This window comes from Bacillus sp. JJ1127 (assembly GCF_036965845.1).
GTDB lineage: Bacteria > Bacillota > Bacilli > Bacillales > Bacillaceae_G > Bacillus_A.
In genome coordinates this window covers 1-22,152 of the sequence record NZ_JBALQK010000175.1, presented here as the reverse complement: position 1 = coordinate 22,152, position 22,152 = coordinate 1, and the positions used below count along the sequence as shown (strand labels likewise).

General features: G+C 35.0%; 28 protein-coding genes and 2 pseudogenes. 6 read left to right on the top strand and 24 right to left on the bottom strand.

What is annotated here, in order from left to right:
* Window positions 1–353 precede the first annotated feature (353 nt).
* From V7183_RS17365 to gcvT, 11 genes are all read right to left on the bottom strand, one after another.
* Window positions 354–947, bottom strand: a complete 594-nt coding sequence (locus V7183_RS17365) for an ABC-2 transporter permease (protein WP_335360285.1) — start codon at window positions 945–947, stop codon at window positions 354–356.
* 20 nt (window positions 948–967) lie between these two features.
* Window positions 968–1,597: an ABC-2 transporter permease gene (locus V7183_RS17360; RefSeq protein ID WP_097896865.1), complete on the bottom strand. Its 630-nt coding sequence runs from the start codon at window positions 1,595–1,597 to the stop codon at window positions 968–970.
* A gap of 83 nt (window positions 1,598–1,680) precedes the next feature.
* Window positions 1,681–2,313, bottom strand: coding sequence for an ABC-2 transporter permease (locus V7183_RS17355; protein WP_335360284.1), 633 nt, complete (start codon window positions 2,311–2,313; stop codon window positions 1,681–1,683).
* A gap of 12 nt (window positions 2,314–2,325) precedes the next feature.
* Window positions 2,326–2,994, bottom strand: coding sequence for an ABC-2 transporter permease (locus V7183_RS17350; RefSeq protein WP_335360283.1), 669 nt, complete (start codon window positions 2,992–2,994; stop codon window positions 2,326–2,328).
* Window positions 2,975–3,847, bottom strand: coding sequence for an ABC transporter ATP-binding protein (locus tag V7183_RS17345; protein ID WP_335360282.1), 873 nt, complete (start codon window positions 3,845–3,847; stop codon window positions 2,975–2,977). The genes V7183_RS17350 and V7183_RS17345 overlap by 20 nt, the downstream gene beginning before the upstream one ends.
* A 5-nt stretch (window positions 3,848–3,852) precedes the next feature.
* Window positions 3,853–4,227 carry a GntR family transcriptional regulator gene (locus V7183_RS17340; RefSeq protein WP_097896867.1) on the bottom strand — a complete coding sequence of 125 codons (375 nt, stop codon included), beginning with the start codon at window positions 4,225–4,227 and terminating at the stop codon, window positions 3,853–3,855.
* Between the two features lie 116 nt (window positions 4,228–4,343).
* Complete coding sequence (locus V7183_RS17335) at window positions 4,344–4,535, bottom strand: hypothetical protein (protein ID WP_141523177.1); 192 nt, start codon at window positions 4,533–4,535, stop codon at window positions 4,344–4,346.
* A gap of 70 nt (window positions 4,536–4,605) precedes the next feature.
* The gene (locus V7183_RS17330) at window positions 4,606–4,830 is read right to left on the bottom strand and encodes a DUF3929 family protein (protein ID WP_097896869.1); all 225 of its coding nucleotides are present in this window, start codon (window positions 4,828–4,830) and stop codon (window positions 4,606–4,608) included.
* 264 nt (window positions 4,831–5,094) lie between these two features.
* A complete protein-coding gene (gene gcvPB, locus V7183_RS17325; RefSeq protein WP_097896870.1) occupies window positions 5,095–6,570 on the bottom strand; it encodes an aminomethyl-transferring glycine dehydrogenase subunit 2 in 1,476 nt (491 codons plus the stop codon).
* On the bottom strand, window positions 6,567–7,910 hold the full coding sequence (gcvPA, locus tag V7183_RS17320) for an aminomethyl-transferring glycine dehydrogenase subunit 1 (protein ID WP_335360281.1): 1,344 nt from the start codon (window positions 7,908–7,910) through the stop codon (window positions 6,567–6,569). Before gcvPA ends, gcvPB begins: the two co-directional genes overlap by 4 nt.
* A 20-nt stretch (window positions 7,911–7,930) precedes the next feature.
* Window positions 7,931–9,031, bottom strand: coding sequence for a glycine cleavage system aminomethyltransferase GcvT (gene gcvT / locus V7183_RS17315; protein ID WP_335360280.1), 1,101 nt, complete (start codon window positions 9,029–9,031; stop codon window positions 7,931–7,933).
* 349 nt (window positions 9,032–9,380) lie between these two features.
* Between gcvT and V7183_RS17310 the strand changes: the two genes are divergently transcribed.
* Together V7183_RS17310 and V7183_RS17305 are read left to right on the top strand one after the other, a co-directional pair.
* Entirely contained in the window at window positions 9,381–11,063 is a 1,683-nt protein-coding gene (locus V7183_RS17310) for a DEAD/DEAH box helicase (protein WP_335360279.1), read from the top strand.
* On the top strand, window positions 11,050–11,844 hold the full coding sequence (locus tag V7183_RS17305; protein ID WP_335360278.1) for a YqhG family protein: 795 nt from the start codon (window positions 11,050–11,052) through the stop codon (window positions 11,842–11,844). The genes V7183_RS17310 and V7183_RS17305 overlap by 14 nt, the downstream gene beginning before the upstream one ends.
* A gap of 32 nt (window positions 11,845–11,876) precedes the next feature.
* On the opposite strand, the gene V7183_RS17300 is transcribed toward V7183_RS17305, so the two are convergent.
* From V7183_RS17300 to V7183_RS17290, 3 genes and pseudogenes are all read right to left on the bottom strand, one after another.
* Window positions 11,877–12,023: a hypothetical protein gene (locus tag V7183_RS17300; protein ID WP_000064866.1), complete on the bottom strand. Its 147-nt coding sequence runs from the start codon at window positions 12,021–12,023 to the stop codon at window positions 11,877–11,879.
* A gap of 91 nt (window positions 12,024–12,114) precedes the next feature.
* Window positions 12,115–12,342, bottom strand: a complete 228-nt coding sequence (locus tag V7183_RS17295; RefSeq protein WP_016116307.1) for a hypothetical protein — start codon at window positions 12,340–12,342, stop codon at window positions 12,115–12,117.
* Window positions 12,343–12,591: 249 nt separating this feature from the next.
* A pseudogene (locus V7183_RS17290) lies at window positions 12,592–12,756 on the bottom strand (TlpA family protein disulfide reductase); the annotation flags it as partial.
* Between the two features lie 57 nt (window positions 12,757–12,813).
* On the opposite strand from V7183_RS17290, the gene V7183_RS17285 reads away from it, so the two are divergent.
* A complete protein-coding gene (locus tag V7183_RS17285) occupies window positions 12,814–13,446 on the top strand; it encodes a VC0807 family protein (protein ID WP_335360277.1) in 633 nt (210 codons plus the stop codon).
* Between the two features lie 357 nt (window positions 13,447–13,803).
* Here V7183_RS17285 and V7183_RS17280 read toward each other — a convergent pair whose 3' ends face one another.
* The 9 genes and pseudogenes from V7183_RS17280 to comGA all read right to left on the bottom strand — a co-directional run bounded on the left by V7183_RS17280 (window position 13,804) and on the right by comGA (window position 18,634).
* Window positions 13,804–14,004, bottom strand: coding sequence for a YqzE family protein (locus tag V7183_RS17280; protein WP_097896878.1), 201 nt, complete (start codon window positions 14,002–14,004; stop codon window positions 13,804–13,806).
* Window positions 14,005–14,042: 38 nt separating this feature from the next.
* Window positions 14,043–14,540, bottom strand: coding sequence for a shikimate kinase (locus V7183_RS17275; RefSeq protein ID WP_097896879.1), 498 nt, complete (start codon window positions 14,538–14,540; stop codon window positions 14,043–14,045).
* Window positions 14,541–14,692: 152 nt separating this feature from the next.
* Complete coding sequence (comGG, locus tag V7183_RS17270; RefSeq protein ID WP_097896880.1) at window positions 14,693–15,067, bottom strand: competence type IV pilus minor pilin ComGG; 375 nt, start codon at window positions 15,065–15,067, stop codon at window positions 14,693–14,695.
* Entirely contained in the window at window positions 15,064–15,525 is a 462-nt protein-coding gene (gene comGF / locus V7183_RS17265; RefSeq protein ID WP_097896881.1) for a competence type IV pilus minor pilin ComGF, read from the bottom strand. The genes comGG and comGF overlap by 4 nt, the downstream gene beginning before the upstream one ends.
* On the bottom strand, window positions 15,512–15,829 hold the full coding sequence (gene comGE / locus V7183_RS17260) for a competence type IV pilus minor pilin ComGE (protein ID WP_335360276.1): 318 nt from the start codon (window positions 15,827–15,829) through the stop codon (window positions 15,512–15,514). Before comGE ends, comGF begins: the two co-directional genes overlap by 14 nt.
* Window positions 15,810–16,253 (bottom strand): annotated as a pseudogene (comGD, locus tag V7183_RS17255) (competence type IV pilus minor pilin ComGD); the annotation flags it as partial. The pseudogene comGD and the gene comGE, both read right to left, overlap by 20 nt.
* On the bottom strand, window positions 16,250–16,552 hold the full coding sequence (comGC, locus tag V7183_RS17250; RefSeq protein WP_097896884.1) for a competence type IV pilus major pilin ComGC: 303 nt from the start codon (window positions 16,550–16,552) through the stop codon (window positions 16,250–16,252). The gene comGC and the pseudogene comGD, both read right to left, overlap by 4 nt.
* Window positions 16,553–16,563: 11 nt before the next feature.
* Complete coding sequence (gene comGB, locus V7183_RS17245) at window positions 16,564–17,598, bottom strand: competence type IV pilus assembly protein ComGB (RefSeq protein WP_097896885.1); 1,035 nt, start codon at window positions 17,596–17,598, stop codon at window positions 16,564–16,566.
* Entirely contained in the window at window positions 17,591–18,634 is a 1,044-nt protein-coding gene (gene comGA, locus V7183_RS17240; protein ID WP_097896886.1) for a competence type IV pilus ATPase ComGA, read from the bottom strand. Before comGA ends, comGB begins: the two co-directional genes overlap by 8 nt.
* A gap of 205 nt (window positions 18,635–18,839) precedes the next feature.
* Between comGA and V7183_RS17235 the strand changes: the two genes are divergently transcribed.
* The 3 genes from V7183_RS17235 to V7183_RS17225 all read left to right on the top strand — a co-directional run bounded on the left by V7183_RS17235 (window position 18,840) and on the right by V7183_RS17225 (window position 21,419).
* On the top strand, window positions 18,840–19,535 hold the full coding sequence (locus V7183_RS17235; protein WP_097896887.1) for a helix-turn-helix transcriptional regulator: 696 nt from the start codon (window positions 18,840–18,842) through the stop codon (window positions 19,533–19,535).
* 137 nt (window positions 19,536–19,672) lie between these two features.
* The gene (locus V7183_RS17230) at window positions 19,673–19,915 is read left to right on the top strand and encodes a DUF2626 domain-containing protein (RefSeq protein WP_097896888.1); all 243 of its coding nucleotides are present in this window, start codon (window positions 19,673–19,675) and stop codon (window positions 19,913–19,915) included.
* A 109-nt stretch (window positions 19,916–20,024) separates the two neighbouring features.
* On the top strand, window positions 20,025–21,419 hold the full coding sequence (locus V7183_RS17225) for an L-cystine transporter (RefSeq protein WP_335360275.1): 1,395 nt from the start codon (window positions 20,025–20,027) through the stop codon (window positions 21,417–21,419).
* 83 nt (window positions 21,420–21,502) lie between these two features.
* Here the strand turns inward: V7183_RS17225 and V7183_RS17220 are convergent.
* On the bottom strand, window positions 21,503–22,152 hold a 650-nt coding region (locus tag V7183_RS17220), incomplete at its 5' end, for a DMT family transporter (RefSeq protein WP_335360274.1).

Sequence of the window (22,152 nt, the reverse complement as noted above, 5' to 3'; positions counted from 1 at the left end):
ACTACACATAAAGGAGCTGATTATATGCAAAATTCTATACATAAACATATCCTATTGTTATTTTTCTTATTTCTTTTCTTTGTTATATGTTTCAGCCTTATATTACATACACCAAAAGATATGCCGAGCACCGTTTCTGTTTATCAGTTACTCTTGTATTATTTCTCCTCTTGAAAAAGGTGTCTTTTGATAAGGCACCTTTTTCAATAAGAAGAATTCCTGTTGTTACAAAGCCGTTCCAAACAATCGATGTATAAGTACTGAAAAAGATGAAAGCATAAATATGTAATGTTGTTCCTATTCGTTTCTGATGAATAAAATCTCATGATTTTCCTCATCTTCTCTTGCCCTCTCTATAGATCTCTTCGTTCGTATAACTTCGTACAAACTAACATTGATAAAAACATCATACAAATTGCACCCACCAATAAGAAAACGCTATTAAAGCTTACCTGCTTAATATTTACTTTAAAGAAAACCTCAAGAATAAATATCGGCGCTATTAAAATAACTAAGGTCATAATAAATGTTTTTTGATAACCTAGCATAAAATATATTGGCAACATGAAACTAAAAATAATGAAACTAAGACTCATACTAGGTACAACTGTCATTTTTATAAAATTCACTGTCTCCATTCTCAGCTGAACACCCACTGTAAAGTAAGCAATAATTACACTGATTATTAGAATAGTCAGTGCAAACATATACTTTGCCCATATCATTTGTTTTCTACATATCGGCAGACTAGTAAACATCTTTTCGCTTTCATTTTTTTCATCACTATAAAACGTTCTCATGATTATCATAACTGGAATAATAACTGTCGTAAGTGTGAATGTACTCTGGTTATCGTGCGTCGCCATATAGAATAAAAAAGGATATATAATGTACCAAATGAAGAAATTCCTTTGTACGATAAAATCTTTTATGATAAGTTGCTTCATATAACCCTCCCCTCTTTCTTTTATAAATCACGCTCTTTATACAAACTGATTGATAACCACATAGATACAATATAAAAAAGCACAAGTACAGCTACAAAAATAATATTTACTGTAAAATTAAAAGCCCATTCATTAGCCTGATTAGTCCATAAATTTTTGACTATTGAACCACTGAGAAAAGCAAGGAAACCGCCAATAAAAGGTGCAATATTCTTAGCTTTACTATGTCCTATTGAAAAAACTAAGGGCAAAGCAAGACTTACATAAACAACCGCTCCAGTAATACCCCCAAGAACCGTACACCATACAATAAATACATCCATATGAGATATTCCGTACCGTAATTGAATGCTCCCTATCATACTTCCTAAAATAATTCCAATTAAAATGAGCAAACTAGAAAATATATACTTCGCCATTACAATCTCTTTTCGCTTAAATGGCAAGCTATTTAGTACCTTCTCGCTATTATTTTTTTCTTCCTGACTAGAAGAAAACATCGTTCCAACTAGCGGAATAGTTAGACAACAAATCGTTATAAGACTCTCATTTTTAAAATTGATTAACAGTAATAAACCAGGATATAAAAGATACAAAATACTTATTTTTCGTTGTAAGATACAATCTTTTAAAACTAGTTGTTGCACCACTTTTTACAACTCCTAACATTATCACTTAATATCTGTGTATTATTATAATTAAATTGATGATATAGTATGTTAAATCTGTTACATTAAAGCTCCCTATTTTCAAATATCCTGATAGAAAACAACATTGAAATAAGATAAGCCACACATGCTCCTATACTCAATATACTTATGATAAATGTCAGATTTGAAGAGTGAAAAAACATTATCATGAGTCTTTTTTCAGCAAGAACATTACACATAAATCCTAATAAACCTATTAAGAAAAAAAGTAAAAGTATGCTAAAAATAGTAACAGTTTGCTTGTTTCCGCCATATTTTACAGGAAGAACCATTATTGCATAAATAATAGAGAGAAAAACAGCTATAAAAACCGCATACCATGGAATATTTAGATTTTCATGTAATAGCAATTTAGGTAGTATTACAAAAGCAAAATTGATAGTCAAACCACATCCAATAAAAATTATTGTTGATACATATTTTGCTATAACAATATCCTTTCTAATAACAGGTAAACTTACTAATATCTTCTCAGTTTTATTTTTATCTTCAAATGATAAAGAAGTTCCTATCATTAGAAAACAAGTTGTGAAGCAAGGAATTGCTATCTGAAACGGTTCAATAAACTGTTTTATAGCGCAATAAATAGGCAATATCAGATAGAGGATAAAAACTTTTCGCTGTAAGAAAAATTCTTTCCAAATGAGCTGTCTCATAACTCTCCCCCTTTACACATCTCTTTTTTCATATAGTCTGATTGCTGTAAACATGGAAATTATATATAGAGCCATTAATCCTATTGCCCCTACTATACATATCCCTACATTTGACATATTTGAAATCCAATCACCAAATGAGGCCTCCACACCATATTGACTACCATCTATAAACAAACTAATAATAATTAAAGGCAATACGATGAGTATCGCTAATACACCACGTAATATTTTTGAATCTGTACTATAATAAACAGGTAAGAAAAATGCGGCATATAAGAATGGAGCTGCTATACCTTTTAACACTGTATACCATGGAAGTTCAATATAGAGATACGGATGATATAAAGCGATATCTTCAATTGTAGTCAGACCCCTTATCATCCAAACAACGGCTAATGTCGCTAAGATAGCTATAATCGCTATCATTGAAATAACTATATATTTAGCTATAACTATATCTCTTCTTTCTAGAGGTAAACTATTTAAAAGTTTTTCACTATCATTCTTTTCATCTTGTGCCATAGTTAATATAAGAGATGCTAATGTTGATACTAGGCAACTTGCAGCAAAAACCGATGAATCAGATAAATTAGAGATAAAAAGGAATGTTGAAAATCCTAAATAGAATATCCACATAGCCCTTAGAAAATATAAATCTTTAAACACAAGCTGACGCATTAACTCTTCTCCCCTTCGCTGTATAAACAACAATATCATCTAAAGTCGGCTTTTCTAGCACAACTTCACTCCCAAACCAATCTTCAATCGCGTGTTTATCCTTAGCCAATCCTTCAAAACCAAATTTATTTTTACGTATTCCGATAAAGAGTTCTTTCCCTTCTGGATCTAATAAATCATTGCTTCCTTTTACGATTACATGATTTTCTAATATCTCATCTTTCTCTCCTGTAAAGACAATTTCTCCTTCGTTTATGAACGTAATGTAATCCGCAATACGCTCTAAGTCTGTTGTAATATGCGTAGAAAATAATACAGATATTTCTTCTTCCATTACAATTTCTTGCAGCATATCGAGCAGTTCACTACGAACAACAGGATCTAATCCTGATGTTGGTTCATCCATAATGATGAGCTCCGCATGATGTGATAATGCCATCGCAATCGCAAATTTCATTTTCATCCCTTTTGATAGCTGCTTAATCTTTTTGCTTTTTGGAACTTGTAATCTCTCCATATATGTTTGATATCGCGCTTCATCCCAATTCTTATATAAAGGTGCAATAATCTTCTTCATTTGTTCACATGTTAAATCTTCGTAGTAGTGATTTTCATCGTATACAAATCCGATATTTTGCTTAATTTCTTTTTCTGCTTTTTGATTGTCCTTACCGAAAATGATAATATCCCCACTATTTCGTCTTATTAAATTCATAATCATTTTAATGGTCGTACTTTTCCCGGCACCATTTGGCCCGACAAATCCCATAATATATCCACGTGGCAATGTAAAACTTACATTTCTCACTGAAAAATCTTGATAGTTTTTACAAACGTTTTTTAACTCTAACATGGCTCTTATTCCCCCTTATATAGAAACGCAATCATCTGTTGTAATTCTTCCAGTGAAAGCTGCAAAAATTTACTTTCATTCACGATTTCTTCCGCTTTACTTTCTAATAAGCGCAATCTTTGTTCGCGTATCAGCTCGTTATTTTGCACGGAGACATACGTCCCTTTTCCCGCAACAGTTTCAATATAACCTTCTTTTTCAAGCTCTTCATATGCTCGTTTCGTCGTAATTACACTAATTTGTAGTTCTTTCGCTAAGCTGCGGATAGACGGCAATTGATCTCCACCCTTTAAACCACCATTTAAAATAAGCTGCCGCAATTGCTTACTAATTTGCTCATAAATAGGGTCTGGGGAAGAATTTGAAATAATAATATTCATGTTTTCCTCCACTGTGTATATACTGTGTATACTTCATATATACAGTATATACACAGTGTCCTATTTTTTGCAAGAAAAAAAGACCAACATTTTCCTGTTGGTCTTCTATATATGTATCACTTTTCAAAGCGATCTAGCATTTCATCTCTCATCCCAAAGCTAACAACCGCAATTCCTACATACATAAAAATAAGAAATGCCGGATGCACCGCATTGTACCAGCTGCTATCAACAATTAAATAAATCGTTAACGCCGCAACAAGTACAAATGCCAAAATAAACATATAAAAGTGTCTTGTACTACCCATGATAAACTCCTCTCTTCTCACTTCACCATTCAACAGTATATTTTATCGAATAATTCGATATGACTCAAGGCTAACTTTCTTGTATGTAATCAAGTTCTACCTTTATGATGTCATCACAAGCTATTGAAATGATCGTTCCTTGTTTATCAATCGCTGTTACCTCTTCATTGTCCATCACACGATGTGCTACACGTTCTAACATTTTTCCATGATCTCGATAACAAAATTCTTTTATGTCTTTAATCGTCTCTCCATTTTCCAAATAGTATACCATCCTATAACATTTATAACCCATGCTTTCACCCACCTTGTTTGTTTTTTCACATATACGTAAAAATGAGTTACTTCTGCCTCATTACACCCTCTTAATTTCAATAAAATTCTAACAAAAATACACAATTTTATCAAACCGACTTTTTCAACAAAAACGCCTAAGAAACTCCCTTTTTACTGCAATGTCACAAAAAAAATATAAATTTTTAACATTATTTTCATAACTTCTGCACCATTTCTCCATAAAAAAAGAACCCGCTCATAGCGAGTTCTTTTTCCTCTTCAATCAAACTTGTACAGGAGCTGGCTTTTGATAACGTAAAACTGGTTTACGAGCAGCCATTGTTTCATCTAGACGTTTAATTACCGTCGTATGTGGTGCCTCTTGTACAACTTCTGGATTTTCTTCTGCTTCTTTTGCAATTTGAATCATCTTATCAATGAAACCGTCTAATGTTTCTTTTGACTCTGTTTCTGTTGGCTCAATCATGATACACTCTTCCACATTTAATGGGAAGTAAATTGTTGGTGGATGGTAGCCAAAATCAAGCAGGCGTTTTGCAATATCTAGTGTACGTACACCAAGTTTCTTTTGACGACGACCTGATAATACAAATTCATGCTTACAATGTCTATCAAATGGAAGATCATAGAACGGTGCTAATCTTCTCATCATATAGTTTGCATTTAATACAGCATATTCTGTTACTGCGCGCAGTCCATCTGGACCCATAGAACGAATATACGTATAAGCACGAACATTGATACCAAAGTTTCCATAGAATGGTTTCACGCGTCCAATTGCTTGTGGACGATCGTAGTTAAAGTGATAACCATTTTCTGTTTTCTCTAAAACTGGTTTTGGTAAAAACGGAATTAAATCAGCTTTCACACCTACTGGGCCAGAACCTGGACCACCGCCGCCGTGCGGACCTGTAAATGTTTTATGAAGATTTAAATGCACAACGTCAAATCCCATATCTCCTGGGCGCGCTTGACTTAATACTGCATTTAAGTTTGCGCCATCATAATACAATTTACCACCTGCATTATGAACGATTTCCGCCATTTCTAAAATGTTTTCTTCAAATAAACCAAGTGTATTTGGATTTGTTAACATAAGTGCTGCTGTTTCTTCATTCACAACACGTTTTAAATCTTCTAAGTCAACAAGACCATTTTCATTTGATTTTACCGTAATTGTTTCAAATCCTGCTACTGTTGCAGATGCTGGATTTGTTCCATGCGCAGAGTCAGGAACAATAACTTTTGTACGGTTATGGTCACCATTTGCTTCATGGTATGCACGGATTAACATTAATCCTGTCCATTCGCCATGTGCACCAGCAGCTGGTTGAAGTGTAACAGTATCCATACCTGTAATTTCGATTAAATGTTCTTGTAAATCATACATTAATTCCATTGCACCTTGCACTGTTTTTTCATCTTGAAGTGGATGAATGTGTGCAAAGCCTGGGAAACGTGCCACGTTTTCATTGATCTTTGGATTGTACTTCATCGTACAAGATCCTAGTGGATAGAATCCAGAATCAACGCCGTGGTTACGATTTGAAAGCGCTGTGTAATGGCGCATAATATCGAGTTCAGACACTTCTGGAAGCTCTGCATCTTCAGTACGAATATAATCGCTCTCAAACACATCCTCTAACTTTACTTCTTCTACATCTAATTGGGGTAAGCTATATCCTACGCGTCCTTCTCTACTCATTTCAAAAATAAGTGCTTGGTCTTGGTTCTTCATTGGATAGCCCCCATTTCGTTTACAAGTGTGTCAATTTCTTCTTTTGTGCGAAGTTCTGTTACCGCTAAAAGCATATGATTTGTTAATTCTTTATAATCACGGCCTAGGTCATAACCACCAATTATATTCTTTTGAATTAATGCATCATTTACTTCTTGTACTGGACGTTTGCAATCGACAACAAACTCATTGAAGAATGGTCCAGCAAATGTTACTTTGAAACCTTTTGCTTCAAATTGGCGTTTTGCATATTGTGCTTTAGAAATGTTTTGACGTGCCATTTCTTTCACACCTTGTCTACCAAGTGCTGTCATTGCAACAGACGCTGCTAATGCATTTAATGCTTGGTTTGAACAAATGTTAGATGTCGCTTTATCACGACGAATGTGTTGTTCACGAGCTTGTAATGTTAAAACGAAGCCACGTTTGCCATCTGAATCCACAGTTTGTCCAACAAGACGTCCTGGGATTTTACGCATAAATGCTTTCGTTGTTGCAAAATAACCGCAGTGTGGTCCACCAAACTGTGTTGGGATACCAAATGGTTGTGCATCACCAATTACAATATCAGCACCAAATTTACCTGGTGGTGTTAATGCACCTAATGATAACGGATTGGAAGAAACGATAAACAATGATTTTTGCTGATGAACGATTTTCTCAATATCAGCTAATTTCTCCACTTGTCCAAAGAAGTTTGGATATTGAACGATTACGCAAGCAACAGTATCATCTACTTCACTTTGTAATACATTTAAATCTGTTACACCGTCTTTATAATCAATTTCAACAACTTCAAGATGTTGACCTTTTGCATATGTTTCAAGCACTGCTCTTGATTCCGGATGAACTGCTTTAGAAACAAGAATTTTCTTTTTGCGAGTATGACCTGCTGCTAGCATTGCCGCTTCTGCTAACGCTGTACCTCCGTCATACATAGAGGAGTTTGCTACATCCATTCCTGTCAATTCACAAATCATTGTTTGGAATTCAAAGATTGCTTGTAATTCCCCTTGTGAAATTTCAGGTTGGTATGGTGTATAAGCTGTATAAAATTCTGAACGAGAAAGAACATGATCAACAATTACTGGCGCATAATGATCGTATACACCTGCTCCTAAGAATGAAGCATATTCTTTTAAATTTGCATTTTTACCAGCAAGCTCAGACAGTTCTTTTAAAAGTTCTGGTTCTGATTTCGCTTGTTTAATGTTTAATTCCCCTTTGAAACGAACACTTTCTGGAATATCAGAAAATAATTCATCGATCGTTTGAACGCCGATCGTTTGTAACATTTCTTTTTTGTCTTCTTCTGTCATTGGAAGATAACGATGCAACATGAAATCTACCCCTCTCCCCGTTACTTTGAACGTTTGTAAAATGGTGTTGGAACAACTACTGCCTTGACGCGTTTATTACGAATCTCAATTTCTACTTCTGTATCAACTGCTGCGTATTTTACATCAACTAATGCTAAACCAATACTTTTCTTTAACGTTGGAGATTGTGTACCACTTGTTACTTCCCCGATTTTTTCTTCTCCTACATATACAGGATAGTGTGTACGAGGAATACCGCGTTCAATTACTTCGATGCCGACTAATTTGCGAGGTGCACCGTTTTCTTTGTATTCTTTTAATGTTTCTTTTCCAAAGAAATCTGCCTCTTTATTTGTTTTTACAGCAAAACCAATTCCAGCTTCAATTGGTGTAATATTTTTCGATAGTTCTTGACCATAAAGTGGAAGTGTTGCTTCAAAACGAAGTGTATCACGTGCTCCTAAACCACATGGTTTTAAGCCGTCTTCCGCTCCAACTTCAAGAAGTTTCTCCCAAAGTTTCGTAGCATCTTCACTCTTGCAATAAATTTCAAACCCGTCTTCACCTGTGTAACCTGTACGAGATACAAGTGCAGGAATACCATCTACAAGAACATCGTTTTTAAATTTAAAGAACTTAATTTCTTTCAAATCTTCTGACACAACTTTTTGTAAAATGCCTTCTGCTTTTGGTCCTTGAATTGCAAGCTGTGCAATTTCACTAGAAACATTGACTACTTTCGTATCGCCAATAACATGATTTGCTAACCACTCGTAATCTTTTTCGATATTCGATGCATTGATTACTAATAAGTAGTCTTCTTCACCGCGTTTATAGATTAATAAATCATCTACTGTACCGCCATTTTCGTAACACATTGCTGTATATTGTGCGCCCCCTACCTTTAAGGTAGATACGTCATTTGTAACAACACGTTGTAAAAATGCTAAACTATCTGCACCCGTTACTTCTACTTCTCCCATATGAGATACATCAAACAGGCCTGCAGCTGTACGAACAGCTTCATGTTCTTCTTTAATGCTTGAGAATTGAACTGGTAATTCCCAACCACCAAAATCGATTGTTTTTCCACCATACTTCGCGTATACATCAAATAGCGGTGTACGTTGTAATGTAATCATGCTCTTTCCCCCTTATGCTGTCTATGACAAATCAATAAAAGTTGGCTTTCCTTATCTAAACATTTTTATTCTGAAAAGATAAGATATACGGAATCTCAATATATTTTTTTATGAAAGCGTAAATAAAAAAGTGCTTTCTTGGATAAAATACGAAAGATTCCACACATTTCACACCATTATCCTAACATTTTTCGATCTATTTCATCAATATTCTAGCATAAAAAATAATTTAGAATTTTTCATTCTCACACTTGCAAAAAAAAACTTTACCTTAAAATGCTAGAAATGAAAGTTTCGGGTGAGGGATATACCAATAAGCATTTTCGTTTACAGAAGGGGGAAAGTTTCAATGAATGTCGATATTTCCGTAGATCGAACATGGCAAAATAATTTTTTAAAAAGAATTGATGAAGACGGCCCTTGGACAAATTGGGAACTATATGATTTAGCTTATAAAACAGAAAAATCATTGCTTGTCCCTACATTTGATGGCCTACAAGCCCCGAAATATTTATCCCATTTCACACCGCTTCCTCATCAGTTAGAAGTAGCCCAAACTGTTATTGAACAAATGAATGGAAAAGCGATACTAGCAGATGAAGTTGGACTTGGAAAAACAATTGAAGCGGGCCTTATTTTAAAAGAATACATGGTGCGCGGTCTTGTGAAAAAAGTGCTTATACTCGTTCCAGCTTCCCTCGTTTCACAGTGGGCATATGAACTCAATACAAAATTTTTTATTCCTGCTGTTGCCCAGAGAAAAAGCTACTCGTGGGAACAAGCTGACGTCATTGTTTCATCCATTGATACAGCGAAGCGTTCTCCGCACCGTGATATCGTTTTAAACTTAGAATATGATCTCATCATTATTGATGAGGCACATAAACTCAAAAATAATAAAACAAAAAACTATGAATTTGCACAGCGTTTAAAAAAGAAGTTTTGTTTATTACTAACTGCAACACCTGTCCAAAACAAAATCGATGAAATTTTTAATCTTGTTTCCTTATTAAAACCAGGACATTTAGGAAATCAATCTAACTTCGAAGAATATTATGCTTCTAAAAATCGTTCAGCAGAGTCAGATGAGGATTTAAAAGCACTCATTAACAAAGTGATGGTAAGAAATCGAAGAAATGGTACAGGGATTGAGTGGCCTAAAAGGCATGTTCGAACCATATTTGTTGATTTTAATGAAGAAGAACGAGCTCTATACAACGCAATTGAACATTGGAAAGGACAAGACGCTTTTACCTCTGCCTTTTCATCCTTAACTTTAAAACGAGAAGTATGTAGTAGCCGGGAAGCTGTTTACTATTCACTCAAAAAACATGTAGAAAAAAGACAAAAAGAAAATGAAAATTACATACCAGATCCATATATCGATGTTTTAATGGATAAAATTAATCATATTCCTTTTAATTCAAAAGCAAATCAAGCATTACAGCTTATAAAAGAAATTGATGATAAAGTCGTCATCTTTACAGAATACAGAGCTTCGCAGATGTATTTACAATGGTTTTTAAAACAACATGGCATTTCGTCTGTCCCGTTTCGCGGTGGATTTAAACGCGGAAAAAAAGATTGGATGAAAGAATTGTTCCAGCAACATGCACAAGTATTAATTGCAACCGAAGCTGGCGGCGAAGGGATTAACTTACAATTTTGTAGTCATATGATTAACTATGATTTACCTTGGAATCCAATGCGTCTCGAACAACGAATTGGACGTATTCATCGCCTTGGACAAAAAAATGATGTTCACATTTTTAACTTAGCAACAAAGCATACAGTAGAAGAACATATTTTGAAACTTCTGTATGAAAAAATCAATTTATTTGAGCGGGTCATCGGTGAGTTAGATGAAATTTTAACGCGAATCAATATGAAAAATATCGATGCGCATATTCAAGAGATTTTTGCAGGGTCAAAAAGTGAAGGCGAGATTCGGATTAAGATGGAAAATTTAACATCTATTATCGACTTTGCAAAGCGAAACGAAGCTGAGGTGCAAGGCTATGCAGCAACATGAAATTCATCATTACTTACAAAATTTTTTTGAAGCAAACGACTGCGAGATTTTGCGGCGTTCCCCGCATTTATTAGATGTACAGTTAACAATTGAAATGGATAAATTATTAATGAATCGCCCTTTTTATTGGCATTATCTTGAGAAAACTGGGGGCATACCAAACCCAATGCGCCTGACTCTCACTACAAATTCAGAGAGTGAGGAAGAGGAAGGTGAGCTGATTCACTACGGCTCTCCACGTCTGCATCAAATCTTTCAAACAACAAAAGAACTCGGCTCCTACATACGTTTATTTGAAGAAGTGCATCCAGGTGGCACAACTCATACACCACTTCACCCATGGCTTGGTATTAATATAAAAGTATGTTATCAATGCGATCGAAAGAAAGACATGCTTCATTCCATTGGGATTCATCTTATTTCTGGAACGATGATTACAAATTTTCATGAAACACTAGCGAAAATTCAACTCACGCCAAAAATACCAGACTTCAGTTTTACACTTACTCCAATTATTAAGCCACAAAGTGGATTGCAGCGAGTAGAAGATGCATTAAAAAATCTCATCGCAGCAGATGATCATACATGGGCTGAAGAAGCACGGGTACGCTGGAATCATGATTTAGCGCTTCTAAATCGATTTTACGAAGAAAGTGAAGAACTTCCCGAAAGCTACGAAATAGAAAAGCAAGCACTACAAGAGCAATATGAACCTCGTATTACAATGCAAATTATAAATGGTGGTCTCTTCTATGTTACGGCTAATCATTTTCTTTCATAAGAAAAGCCCCTTCATTTGAGAAGGAGCTTTTCTTATATTTTCCCATTATACTTTCTGCCATCATTGTGCTCTTGTTGCTGCTTTTCTGTCATACGCTTTTGATATTCTCGATCTTTTGCACTGACATGGTTTGCGTCTGTTGGAAGATTCTTTTTCGAACGTCCTACTCCATTACTCATCTCTTTCACCCCTTACGCTTTTCAAATTCATTCTTATTTTCAGCTAGGGGAGCAATCCTTATACAAAAATAAGAGAAGCTTTTCGCCCCTCTTATTCCTTCACATATTTCTGAAACATATCATGTAAGCCTTGATTTACGAGGTGCGAGATCTGTTCGTCAGATTTGTGCGGATAACGATCACGCAATCTGATAGATGCTTTCACCATTAAATTTTCTAGTACAGAACGGCCACCTTCTCCATAAATAATTTCAGCATATTCTACAAGTCTTCCGTCTTCTAATGTTGCTGGATTATGATTAAAGAAAAATTTACTCATGGTCTCCACCTCCCTTTTTTGATAACGTTTACATTTATATAAATTATCTATGTTATTTATTTCACAATATTGTATGCATGTATAGGTGATTAGTTTCATTATAAAACAACATGACAATAGGAATAACTTATGTTTTCGTCAATTTTGTGAACAATTTTCCAAAAATGAAAGCGTTTTAATTATTATATACTAAAAAAAATTACCACGCTAGGGGCAATCTTTTTTATTTTCATTCCACTAAGCGATCATTTACGCTTCATTCAGCACACGCTCAAGACGTTTACGAAGCATTGGCATACCGCTTCCACCTGCTTGGAAATGATGAAGTTTACCTTCTTTATCAAATATATAGTAAGCAGAAACATATTTATTTTCAAAGGCATCTGTAATTACATGTTTACTATCAACTAAAATTGTACAATATTCAGAAATTCTATTGTAAAATATACCTATTACTTAAGGAGGATTACAATGAATCAAAACAAAAAAGCTATATTCGATATTGTCTTTTATCTCGTCTTCCCTTTTCTCATTTGGAAATTCGCAAAAACACATATTGATCCTTATTATGCAATGCTTATTTCCTCGGTACCGGGAATTCTTTATACACTTTACTGCTTTAAAAAAGAAAAGCAATTCCATGTGACAGGGTTCTTTATTCTCATTACCCTTATCGCAAACACGACAGTTGACTTACTATCTGGTTCTGCTGAGCGTATGCTTTGGAACGACGTATATTATCATATCGTTCTCGGATTAATTGTCATCTGCACGATCTTTATTAAAAAACCACTCATGTTATATTTCGCAGCCGATATCGCGGCACTGCAAGGACATGACCGAAATGAAAGCCGTGCTCTTTATCGTGATAAACGCATATATCCAGCCTTGCAATATTTAACATTATTTTTCGGTCTCCAGTTCATTGCAAAAAGCTTTTTAAAAATCTATTTTATTTCTGTTTTTGGAGTAGATGGATATGGCGAAATGAGAGCTATTATGACCGCAGTTGGTTGGGGCATTTCCATTTGTCTCGGGGTAGGATTTGTTTGGGTTAGTAATAAAATAAATCTGGTAACAGAAAAGGAAGAACCTGTACAATAAAGTGAAACTTCCATCAATCGGTCTTTTACAAACAGTTCATCTCCCGCTTAACTTCTTTAGAAAAGCGGAAGCGGCTTGCTCAGAATCGCAGGACGCCCACGCCAAGGGCAGAGACCTCGTCCGAGGGGGCGAAACGACCGGAGATTCTAGCCGCTAGAGCTGGACAATGCTTTCGCCAAATTTTGAGATGGAAGTATTATTAAGTTGCAGACAGTAGCAAAAATCCCCTTGTACAATACATGTACAAGGGGATTTTTATAGGTTGATCTGTCGAATCGATGACAAGTATACACTCATCGAAAAAATTGTACTATACCGCCTAGTATCATTACTAGCGGTAAATCATTCCAATTTGTATTAACTTGATTTTTTTCTTCTCTTCTTTACATTTTGGTAAAATAAAGCAGCGCTAAGTGGCATCATACCAAACCATCTGTTTAAAAATGGCGCTTTTTCAGCACGGCGCTGTGCTTTCTTCTGCTTGCGATCCTCTTTTGGAGCATCCATATATGATACAAATTGTTGCGTCACAAAACGCACATAATCATTAGTAGACATATTATCATCACCCCTACTTGATTAGTATGCCCACTTTTTTATTCATTAATCTTTCTCTCCAGTTCTTCCATAATCTCTTCTACACTCTTATTTGTTGTATCAATATGTATATCCGCTTCTTCATAATATGCACGGCGGTTTTCAAACTTCTTTACAAATGCTTCTATATTTTCTTTTTGAAATAAAGGACGTGTTGTATCTTCACGAAGGCGCTCTGCAATCACATATGGATCACAATATAAATACACAACTTTCCCATTCTCTTTCATCCACTGACGATTCTCTGCACGTTCAACGATGCCACCACCTGTTGTAATAATCATATTACTCGTTGATAACGAGCGCAGCATTTCACTTTCATATTGACGGAATGTATTTTCCCCTTCCTCTGCAAAAATATCGCGAATTAACTTCCCTTGCTTCTCTTCAATTTTTTGATCTGTATCTACAACAGCAATATCAAGTTCTTTACTTAATGCTTTTCCAATTGTTGTTTTTCCTGCCCCCATATAACCTGTTATGTAAATAGATTTCATTTTATTTCCTCTCTTCTATTAGATAGATCATGATTTATTATTTGTATTATAACGAAAGATGTTGTTTATTTTGTATATTTCTCGGCAAAATAAGAAAAAACGTTTTGCTCTGCAACTATGATGCAGAACAAAACGTAATGTAACCTATTACTTCATCGTCCTTCTGCCCAATTTACAATATTTTTACTTATTTTATTATACTGAAAGCTCACTTTATAAGATTGTTTTTGTTTCGTCACACATTGTAGTGAAACAAAAACAACTTCATTTTCAAATACATATTGCCCCCTTGCTTCTCCTTTTTCATATAGAAATGAAAATGTATCATTTTTGTCTTTTTGCTGTAAGTCTTTCTTAATATCTGAAACCGCCTGATCAGCAATCTCCTCAAGAAAAAATTTCTGTTCTGCTTCGATGTAAAATTTCTTATCGGATAGAAGCATATTCGTTTCATATATAAAGAATGAAAATAGTAAGAAAAGAAGAATCAATGTTCCTGGCATGGCGAAACCATCTTGTTTTCTCATATTGTCATCTCAATTACCGTATAACGCGTCGCTACACCATGATACATTTTACCGCTTATATCTTGCACATGGATGGATAACGTATAAGGCGTCAATTCATAAGAAATTGAACTTACCTTTTGTAATGCAATTTCCCTTCCTAACTTATTTACTTTTCTCACGACATTATGATCTAATCCTTCATACGTTACGACATCACCATTCCCTAGTTGAAACAGCAGAACATTTACTTCATTCTCCAGTAATACAACTTTCCCTCGTTGAACTTCACGAAATTCTAATTGTACTTGTTCCATGAACACATCCCATTCCCAGTAATTCAATTCCTTCGAATACGGCTTCTCAATAAATAAACTATGCAGACGTGGCACCAGAAGAAAGTAAAGAGAGAGGAACAATAAACATAAAATCATCTCTAATAATGTAAATCCTGCTTCTCGCTTTTTATTTTTTTGCATGACGACATTGCTCCATCCTTCTTTGTTTGACATCCCTCCAAGTTGTACAAACTTCTTCTCCTTTCCAATACGTGTAATACACGGTGCTATCTACCTTCTCTTCCTTTGAACGCATCTGCTCATTTTGATACATATATAATGCTGATTCCTTCTTCAGCAATAATTGCGCTTTATAACGGAGTTGTATATTTTTTCTTTCTTGCATAACGAGTAATGTTTGCGGAAGCAACAGTGACACTGCCATCATTAACAAACTTAACGCTACGAGCATTTCGAGCATGACCAATCCTTTTTGGCACTTCACGATACGTAAATCTCCCTCTACCAAGTTGAAATACAATTTCATAAGTATGCGTACGATAAGAAAGTAAAATTGTACCGCCTTGATTTATATTTCCTCTGGCGTTATAAGTCATTGGATTCGGAAAAGTGTTTAAATCAATCTTTATATCACTGTCGTACTCCCGAATGAGGAGGAGTTTTTCTGCTCCAGACTCTCCAATGCTATACAAATGTCTTTCCTTGAACCATCGTAATGTATAATGACTCTGGCGACTTATCGCTAACTGCTGCATATACAAAATATCTTGTGAAAATTGCTTTAGAAATTGCTCCACCTTTTGCTTTTCGTATAGCGGCGCAACATTAAAGTATGTGATCACACTTAATAAAGAAATGATAAATAAAACGAGAAGCATTTCTAATAATGTAAACCCATGTTGTTTCACGATTTACCAACGGATACCGCACCATCATCACTTGAAATATTAATCGGTTCACCTTTTGGACATGTTGCAGAGGTAATATATTTTTCTTTCACCAGATCATCTACTGTTGGTATTTTATTGTTTTGTAATTGATAAGCTTGTACTTGTGCTTCTACAGATTTCACGTACGCATCACACCCTTTTCCTTGTACAGCAGAACGCTGCTTAATAACGTTCGGAATAATTAATAGCAGCAACACCGAGATAACAACCATGACCAATAACATTTCTAAAAGAGTGAATCCTTTTTCATTCTTCATGCAAATGCCTCCTAAATAGAATTCATCATTTGAAACATCGGCATAATCATCGCTAAATACATAAGGACAACGATTATACCAATACATGTAAATAACAACGGTTGAATGATGACCAAAATACGGTTAATTTTCCCCTCCATCTTTTCAATTATCAATTCACTATAATCTCCAAGTTCTGTCGCTAAACTTCCGTTTATTTGTCCATGAGCGATTACATAAGACAGTTCGCTTTCATAGTAACCGCTCTTCATAATAATGAAATCTAATTGTTCTCCTGCAATTAATCGTTCTTCAATTCGAGCTGCTTCATGCTGAAAAAACAGATGATGTTTTTGTTCAACCATTAACTTCAAGGCTTCAAGTACCGACAATCCGCCTTGTAGTAATCCGCTCAATTGAACAGAAAAATAATGAGAATTGTTTAAGATGAGAAATGTTTTGACAAGAGGAATACGAATTATAATATTTACTCTTTGAACGGGAGGAAGTTTTCGTAGATAAAATACGTATATACAGGCTCCACATATAATAACGAGAAAAAATCCGCTAATGATATACGGAAGCATTTGAATAAAAGACATAATCTGATCCGTAAAAGAAGCTGAGGACGCCTGTAAAGAGCTATATAACATTTCAAACTGTGGAAGTAAAACAAGGTTAAATACTGCAAGAATCCCTATTAAAAAAAGAGATAAAAAAATCGGATAACGGAGCACTTTCATCATATCCTTTTGATACTTATCCTTCCGATGAAGAAGTACACTCCCTTGCTGCAACGCAAACGAAATATCACCGTGCCGCTGCGCATAAAACAAATAGCTTAGTATATCCGGATGAAACATGAGTTGATGAAAAGCATCATGTAAACTCTTTCCATTTTTTAATTCTTCCGTAATATGTTGTAGTTGCAACCGCTTTTGAGGTGATAATTGAAATTGCAAAAATTCCAACGCTTGTAAAAGCGAATATCCTTTTTCTAATAGTTCTCCAAGTCTTTTTAATAGTAAAACTTGTTCATGTAATCGCCATCCTTTTCTCTCAAACATGAACGTCCTCTTCTAAAAAACCTAAAGCATAGCCTTTTTTCACTGACGATTGTAATGTTTCATAACGATAGGTTACCTGTTCTCCATTCGCCTCGCGAATAGCTTGTTTCAATTCATGTCCATATAATAGCTCATAAATGCTTGCTTGCCGTACTTGACGCATTGCTTTACATAAAGGCGAGCACTTCCCTTTACAAAATGGACATTTCAGCTCAACAAGCCGCTGAGCTGCTACAGCTAATAGTGACTGCTCAATTTCTTGCCTTGTAATCCCATAATCCATAAAACGTAATACAGCCCCTTTTGCATCATTCGTATGCAGTGTTGTCATCACTAAATGCCCCGTCAAACTTGCACGCACCGCTACTTTTGCCGTCTCTTCGTCACGAATTTCACCAACTAAAATAATATCGGGGTCATGTCGTAAAATCGCTTTTAAACCTGTTGTATATGTGATACCTGCCTTTTCATTAATTTGAATTTGTAACAGACCATCCTTTCTTTTCTCAACCGGGTCCTCAAGTGTAACAATTCGGCGCGTTTGTCCTTTTTTAGCCACTTCTAAAAGAGCATACATCGTTGTTGTCTTTCCTGATCCAGTCGGTCCAGTGAAAACCAGTAATCCATGAGAATGATGTAAAAAAGAGAGTAATTTTTTTGCTGAACTTGGAAATAAAGAGAGATGAGAAAGCGGTTGGATAGATGCTTGTAGATGTAAACGAATGACGAGACTTTCTAGATATACAGTAGGAAGTGTAGAAAGCCGCAAGTGCACCTCTTGGCCATCAATCTGTAAGTATAATGAACCGTTTTGTGGCTTACGCCTTTCCCCTATATCCATAGATGCTAAAAATTTAAAATGTGAAACAAGCCTTTCTCCAAATTCTTTTTCAATACAATGTTTCGTAATTAAATCCTTTCCAATACGTAATTGGATAACTACATCTTCTTGGCGCGGCACGATATGTAAATCTGATGCTTGCGCTGCGCACGCTTCTTTCATAATCATATTCGCAAAATGTTCAACACCGTTCATTCTTCTTCCCTCCTCACTATGTATATATCATGAGAAAATATAAAAGAAAAATGGTGACTTTATGATTTTTTCCACGAAAAAAGGGCAAAATACATTTGTGAAAATATGAACAATTTCTGAATTATTGACTAAAATTAACTATAGATAACTTTATCTGTATTATAATGTTAATATCTTGGATAAAGTGATAAAGGTGGAGATCATCATGGAACAAGCTTTAAAAATTACAGGTGTATTATCTGATCCAACTCGTTATTACATTTATAAATATATTTCTCAAAAACATAATTACGTAACTGTACAAGAAATTGCTGATGAATTTAATATTCATCCAAACGTAGCACGCTTACACTTATCAAAACTAGAAGATGTCAATATGTTAAAATCAGAAACGAAGAAAACAGGAAAAGGCGGCAGACCAAGCAGATTATATGTATTATCTGAAGACTTAATTCAGCTGCAATTCCCATTTCGCGACTATCAATTGTTAGCAAAAATTGCTTTTAATTCACTCCTTAGCCTCGGTGCAGCTGGTGAAAAAGCATTATATGAAACAGGCAAGCAATTTGGGAAAGAATTAATGGAACAACATATGCAGCGTTTAAATGTTACTGAGGCTTCATTAACACTAGAACAAAAAGTACAAATTGCCAAAGAGGCATTATCGACAGCTGGCCTATCTCCTTCATTTGAATTGAGTACGGATGGCACAAAAATTTTCTATGACGTGTATAACTGCCCATTTAGAGAAGTTGCTGTTCATCATGCAGATGAAGTTTGTAATATGCACGGCGATATGATGAGAGGGATTTTTGAAATCCTATTCCCTAACATGGAATTAACGCGAAGCGATAACTTATTAGATGGCTGTAAATCATGCAACTATAAAATTCAGCTATAACTGCTCTTACATGAAAATGTATCAAAAAGAAGTCAATTTCATTTGGCTTCTTTTCTTTTTATAGAATATTTACAATAGTTAGAAAAATAAACTATAATGAAGAGAGATTTACTTTTTTAGAAAAGGAGGGGAATTGCATGGAGCGCATGTTTCGCGTTCTCGGCTTTTGGACTGGAATTTTCTCGGTTATGTTTTACTTAGGAGATATGTACACAACTGCACTATTATTTTTAGGACAAACAGGATTCTTCGTACTTTTAAGTTATTTAAAATTAACAGAGCGTATGTATATATACGTGTTTGGGGCATATTTAACTGTTTTCTTCATCGGATTTACATACTATACAACATTTTTACTTATCCCTGGCGTCGGGCATTAAAAGGATGGCAATTTGCCATCCTTTTTTTATTTTTCTTAATTTCCTAGTTGACTTATAGGTTTTCTTGAAATATATTTTATATAACATATTGGAATTAGGGGGAATTAACATGAATGTACTGCTAATCGGTATTAACGTTGCGGTCATGCTCATATTAGCCGGCGTATTGTACTATATGCAACGGAAGCATGTATCTTTTAATAAACGTGTATTTACTGCTTTAGGAGCTGGAATTACATTTGGTCTTATCTTACAATTTATCTATGATCCTACTTCTAAAGTCATCATTGAATCAAATAACTGGTTTAACTTAATCGGTAGTGGTTATGTGAAATTGCTACAAATGATTGTTATGCCACTGATTTTAGTTTCTATTATCTCAGCGTTTACAAAATTAAAATTAACAAAAAACCTTGGTAAAATTAGCGGACTTATTATCGGAATTTTAATTCTTACAACTGGAATTGCTGCAGCTGTTGGTATCGCAGCAAGCGCAGGATTTGACGTTCAAGCAACTGGCTTACAACAGGGTGATGCAGAATCTGCTCGTTTAAAATTAGTGGAAGAGAAATTTACTTCTATTGAAAAAACACCAGTTCCACAAAAATTATTAGAACTATTACCTACAAATCCGTTTCTTGATTTAACAGGTGCACGCCCAACATCAACAATTTCTGTCGTAATCTTTGCTGCTTTCATCGGGATCGCCTTTATCGGTGTGAAACGAAAGTATCCAGAGCAAGCAGAGTTATTTAAAAAGATGCTCGATGCTGTATACGCGATTGTAATGCGTATGGTAACTTTAATTTTACGTCTTACTCCATACGGCGTATTAGCTCTTATGACAAAAACAGTCGCTGGCAGTGATGTAAATTCCATTTTGAAACTTGGTAACTTTGTTCTAGCCTCTTACGTAGCACTTATCGTGATGTTTGTTATTCACTTATTATTAATTGCTCTATCTGGTTTAAATCCAATTCAATATTTGAAAAAGGTATTCCCAGTATTAACATTCGCCTTCACTTCTCGTTCTAGTGCAGGTACAATGCCACTAAATATTGAAGCACAAAAAGAAAAACTCGGTGTTTCAGAAGGAATCGCAAACTTTGCCGCTTCCTTCGGGGTATCTATCGGTCAAAATGGTTGCGCAGGTATTTATCCAGCTATGCTTGCAATGATGGTCGCTCCAACTGTAGGAATTGATCCATTACAACCACAATTTATGTTAACTTTAATCGCTGTTGTCGCTATTAGTTCATTCGGAGTTGCCGGCGTTGGTGGCGGTGCAACATTTGCAGCATTAATCGTACTTTCTACAATGAACTTACCAATCGGTATTGTCGCTCTTCTTATCTCTGTTGAGCCATTAATTGATATGGGGCGAACAGCTCTAAACGTAAGTGGCTCCATGACAGCAGGTCTTATTTCTAGTAAATGGCTTGGTGAATTAGATCATGATACGTATAATCAAGATGAGGTAAAAGCTGGGGAAGTTGCTTCCTAATAATACAACTTTGGATTTCTAAGTGAGAACTCTATTTTAACCCCCCCCTAACATGCTAGTTACATATGTTAGGGGGGGTTCATTTATTCTATATTTTTCTTATAATTTAGTTTCAACAAACTCTTAAAATCGAGTTCCACAATTAATACACTTAATAATAGAAGTGTTGCACCTACGTAACCCTTAAATGTGAGCATTTCACCTGTGAAAAGGAAAGCAAAACCTGCTGAAAAAACAGGCTCTAATGAAAAAATAAGACCTGTATGTGTAGGACTAGTATATTGCTGCGCAATGATTTGAACAATGAAAGCTATTGCCGTACAAAATATACTTAATACTAAGATTGAAAACCATGATTCAAAAGTGTTAGGAAGTTTTGGTGTTTCCATACACATTGAGAAAACTGTACTAAATATGCCAACAAAACCAAGCTGTAAAACTCCAAGAGTAATTGAATCAACATGCTTAGTCATTGTTCCTGTAACGATGATATGAACTGCATAAAATAAAGCACATAAAATACATAATATATCACCATAACCTATCTTTAATTGGCTATTTAATGTTAATAGCCCTATTCCTACTATAGTTAAAACGATTCCCAATATAACTTTTTTCTCAGGCCTTTGCTTTAAAAATATAGATGATAATGCTGGAATAAAGATAACTGTAAGACTCATTAAGAAACCGGCATTAGAAACAGATGTATACTTTGTACCAAAAGTCGCAAAAA